Origin of the sequence: Actinophytocola sp. (assembly GCF_036402745.1) — a bacterium.
Taxonomy (GTDB): Bacteria; Actinomycetota; Actinomycetes; order Mycobacteriales; family Pseudonocardiaceae; genus Actinophytocola.
This window is the reverse complement of sequence record NZ_DASWSJ010000261.1, coordinates 1-4261: the sequence shown is the minus strand read 5'-3', so window position 1 is coordinate 4261 and position 4261 is coordinate 1. Positions and strand designations below refer to the sequence as shown.

At 75.6% G+C, this 4261-nt stretch carries 1 protein-coding gene; it reads right to left on the bottom strand.

Annotation, left to right across the window (positions count from 1 at the left end; translation table 11 throughout):
• Positions 1-4261, bottom strand: a 4261-nt coding sequence (locus VGD70_RS24570; protein ID WP_331085240.1) for an SDR family NAD(P)-dependent oxidoreductase, incomplete at both ends; no start/stop codon positions are given.

Here is a 4261-nt window from a genome sequence, read left to right as displayed (position 1 = left end):
TCCGCCGGCTCGCCGGTGACCGTGGAGACGACCGGGATCCGCGGCGCGGCATAGGTGAGCCCGGCGGCGACCTCGGCGAAGTCCGCGAGCATCGCGTCCATCCGGGGCGAGTGGAACGCATGGCTGACCCGCAGTCGCTTGGTGCGGTGGCCCCGCTCGGCCAGTCGCGCGGCGACCGCCAGGGTCGCGTCCTCGTCGCCGGCGATGACCACCGCGGCCGGCGCGTTCACCGCCGCGACCGACACCCGGTCCCCGTGCCCGTTCAACACCGAGGAGACCTCGCCCTCGGCGGCCTCGACCGCGACCATGACCCCGCCGGCCGGCAGCGCCTGCATGAGGCGGGCGCGGGCGGCGACGAGCGTGGCCGCGTCCGCCAGGGAGAGCACCCCGGCCGCGTGTGCGGCCGCGAGTTCCCCGACGGAGTGGCCGATCAGGTGGTCCGGTTCGACGCCCCACGAGTCGAGGAGCCGGAACAGTGCCACCTCGATCGCGAACAGGGCCGGCTGCGCCCAGCCGGTCTCGGTGAGCCGGGCAGCGTCGGTGCCCCACATGACGTCCCGCAGGCTCGGGTCGAGGTGGGCAAGTGCCTCGTCGAGGGCGTCGGCGAACACGTCGAACCGCTCGTACAGCTCACGCCCCATCCCGGGACGCTGGCTTCCCTGGCCGGCGAACAGGAACGCCGTGCGGCCACGGCCGGCCCGGCCGGTGACCAGCCCTGCCCTCGGCTCGCCGTGTCGCAGCGCGGTCAGCCCGGCGACCAGGCCGTCGCGGTCGGCCGCGGCGAACCCGGCCCGGTGTTCGAAGCTCGACCGGGTCACGGCCAGCGCGTGCGCGAGGTCGGCGACCGCCAGCTCCGGCCGTTCGTCCACAAGGGACAGCAGGTCGGCCGCCCTGGCGCGCAGCGCCTCCTGGCCACGCGCGGACAGCAGGACCGGCAGGTTCCCCGTGACCCGTGATCCTCGAGCAGGCTCCGGCCGGCGCGCCGGGGCCTGCTCGAGGATCACGTGGGCGTTGGTGCCGCTGAGTCCGAACGACGACACCCCGGCGCGGCGCGGGCGGCCGGTGTCCGGCCAGTCGCGCCGCTCGGTGAGCAGGCTGATCGCGCCGGCGGTCCAGTCGACCTTGGTGGACGGCTCGTCGACGTGCAGGGTCTTCGGCAGGACGCCGTGCCGCAGGGCCTGCACCACCTTGATGACCGAGGCGATCCCGGAGGCCATCTGGGTGTGGCCGATGTTCGACTTGACCGAGCCGAGCAGCAGGGGCCGGTCCCGGTCCTGCCCGTAGGTGGCCAGCAGTGCCTGCGCCTCGATCGGGTCGCCGAGCGCGGTACCTGTGCCGTGCCCCTCGACCACGTCGACGTCAGCCGGGGCCAGGCCGGCGGCGGCCAGCGCGGCGGTGATGACCCGCTGCTGGGACGGGCCGTTCGGCGCCGTCATCCCGTTGGACGCACCGTCGGAGTTGGTGGCCGAACCGCGGAGCACGGCGAGGACCGGGTGGCCGTTGCGCTCCGCGTCCGACAGCCGTTCCAGCAGGACGACGCCGACGCCCTCGGCCAGCGTCATGCCGTCGGCGGTGTCGGCGTAGGCCTTGCAGCGGCCGTCCTTGGCGAGGGCGCGCTGGCGGCTGAACCCGATGAACGGCGCGGGCGTCGACATCACGCAGACGCCGCCGGCCAGCGCGAGACTGCTCTCACCGGTGGAAAGCGACTGGGCGGCCAGATGCAGGGCGACGAGCGACGACGAGCACGCGGTGTCCAGGGTGACCGCCGGGCCCTCCAGGCCGAGCAGGTAGGCGATGCGCCCGGACACGATGCTCGGCAGGGACCCGGTGACCTGGTGCCCTTCCGCGTTGTCCGCGCCGGCCGACACGGAGCCGTAGTCCTGGTAGCTCGCGCCGACGAACGTGCCGGTGCGGCTGCCCCGCAGGGTGTGCGGGTCGAGACCGGCCCGCTCCAGCGCCTCCCACGCGGACTCCAGCAGCAGCCGCTGCTGGGGATCCATGACCAGGGCCTCGCGCGGCGAGATGCCGAAGAAGGCGGCGTCGAAGTCGGCGACCTCGTGCAGGAACCCACCCTGGACGGAGTAGGTCCGCCCGGGCCGGTCCGGGTCCGGGTCGTAGAGCGCGTCGGTCGGCCAGTCGCGGTCCGCCGGGAACCCGGAGATCGCGTCGACGCCGTCGACCAGCAGGTCCCACAGCCGCTCCGGCGAGGTGGCGCCGCCCGGATACCGGCAGGCCATCCCGACGATCGCGATCGGGTCGTCCGCCACCGGCGTGGAGTCCACAATGGACTGCGCGGGCCCGGCCGCGCCGCCGAGTTCGCGGTCGAGGAACCGGGCCAGTGCCACCGGGTTCGGGTGGTCGAAGACGACGGTGGCGGGCAGGGTGAGGCCGGTGACCCTGGCGATCCGGTTGCGGAGGTCGACGGCCATGACCGAGTCGAACCCGGCCTCGCGGAACGCCCGCCATTCCGCCAGCGCCTCGCCGGAGTGGTGGCCGAGCGCGGCCGCCGCCTCACCCCGGACGAGGTCGAGGAGGTGCCGTTCGCGTTCCGCACCGGACATCGCGAGCAGCCGACCGGCCAGGTGGCCGGTGTCCTCGGCGGGCCGGGTCGGCGCCGCGGCGACAGGTTCCCGCAGTGCCGGGATCGCGTCGAACAACGTGGTGGCCCGGGTGGCGGTGTAGACCTCGTGGTACCGCGGCCAGTCGAGGTCGGCCACGGCCACGGCGGTGTCGTGCCCGTCGAGGACGCGACCGAGGCCGGCGAGCGCTCGGTCCGGTGTCATGAACTCCAGGCCGCCGCGACGCAGCTGGCCCGGGTCGACGCGGCCGGACTTCAGGTCGTCCGACCAGATCCCCCAGCACACGGCCGTCGCGGGACGGCCGGTCGCGCGCCGCTGCTCGGCGAGGGCATGCAGGTAGGCGTTTCCGGCGACGTAGGCGGCGTGCCTGCCGGTGCCCCACAGGCCGGCGACCGAGGAGAACAGCACGAACCGGTCGAGGTCCGGCCCGTCGAAGACGGCTTCGAGGGCCGCGGCGCCGGCGACCTTGGCGTCCACCACGTGGGCGAACGAGGCGAGGTCGGTCTCCGCGAGCGCGGCGAGTTCGATGGTGGCGGCCGCGTGGATGACCGTGCGCACGGGCCGGCCGGCCGCGCTCAGCCGGTCGCGCAGGGCGGCGAGCGCGTCGGGATCGGTGACGTCGCAGGCGACGGCCTCCGCGTCGGTGCCGAGTGCGGCGAGCTCCTCGGTCAGTTCGGCGGCGCCGGGCGCGTCCGGCCCTCGCCTGCTGACCAGGGCCACGTGGGCGGCGCCCCGGCTCGCGAGCCAGCGGGCCACGTGCGGGGCGAGCGTGCCGGAGCCGCCGGTGACGAGCACGGTGCCCGCCGGGCGCCACTCCCCCGCGGCCACCGCGGGTACGGGCACGATCCGCCGCGCCAGCAGCCCGGCGGGGCGAACGGCCACCTGGTCCTCGCCGGTGCCCCCGGCGAGGGTGGTGGCGAGGCGGCGGGCGGCGTGCCGGTCGAGGACGGCCGGCACGTCGACCGTGCCGCCGACGCGGTCGGGGTGCTCCAGCGCGGCCGTCCAGCCGACCCCGGCCACCGTGGCACGCAGCGGGTGGGTGACCGGGTCGGCCGGCCCGGTCGACACGGCACCGGTAGTCAGTGTCCACAGTGGAGCATTCAGCTCGGCGTCGCCGAGGGCCTGGACGAGCGTCACCGTGAGGGCGAGGCCGAGCGTCATCCCCGGGTGCGGGCCGGGCTCGTCGGCGGTCGCGAGGGTCGACACGATGCCGGTGGCCCCGGCCGCCTCGCCCGCCCCGGCCGCGAACAGGCGGTCGGTGAGCACGGCGCGGTCGGTGCACGACGCGTCGAGGACCACGCGGCGGACGTCCGCGCCGTGGGCGGCGAGCGCGTCGGGGACCGAGTCGTCACCGTCGGCGCTCACGACCAGCCAGGTGCCGGTCAGCGCGGCCGGTGCGCCGGCCGGCACGGGGACCCAGGCGGCCCGGTACCGCCACGAGTCCACTATGGACTTCTCGGTGTTGCGTCGCCGCCAGGCGGACAGGGCTGGTAGCACGGTGCCGAGCGCGTCCGGATCGACGTCCAGCTCGCCGGCGAGGCTCGCGGGGTCGGCCGCGTCGAGCGCGGCCCACGAGGTGTCCGGACCACCTGCCGGCTGGGACTTGGTGGCCGTCTGCCAGTAGCTGTCGTGGTCGAACGGATAGGTGGGCAGGTCGACCCGGCGCGCGCCGGTCCCGGCGA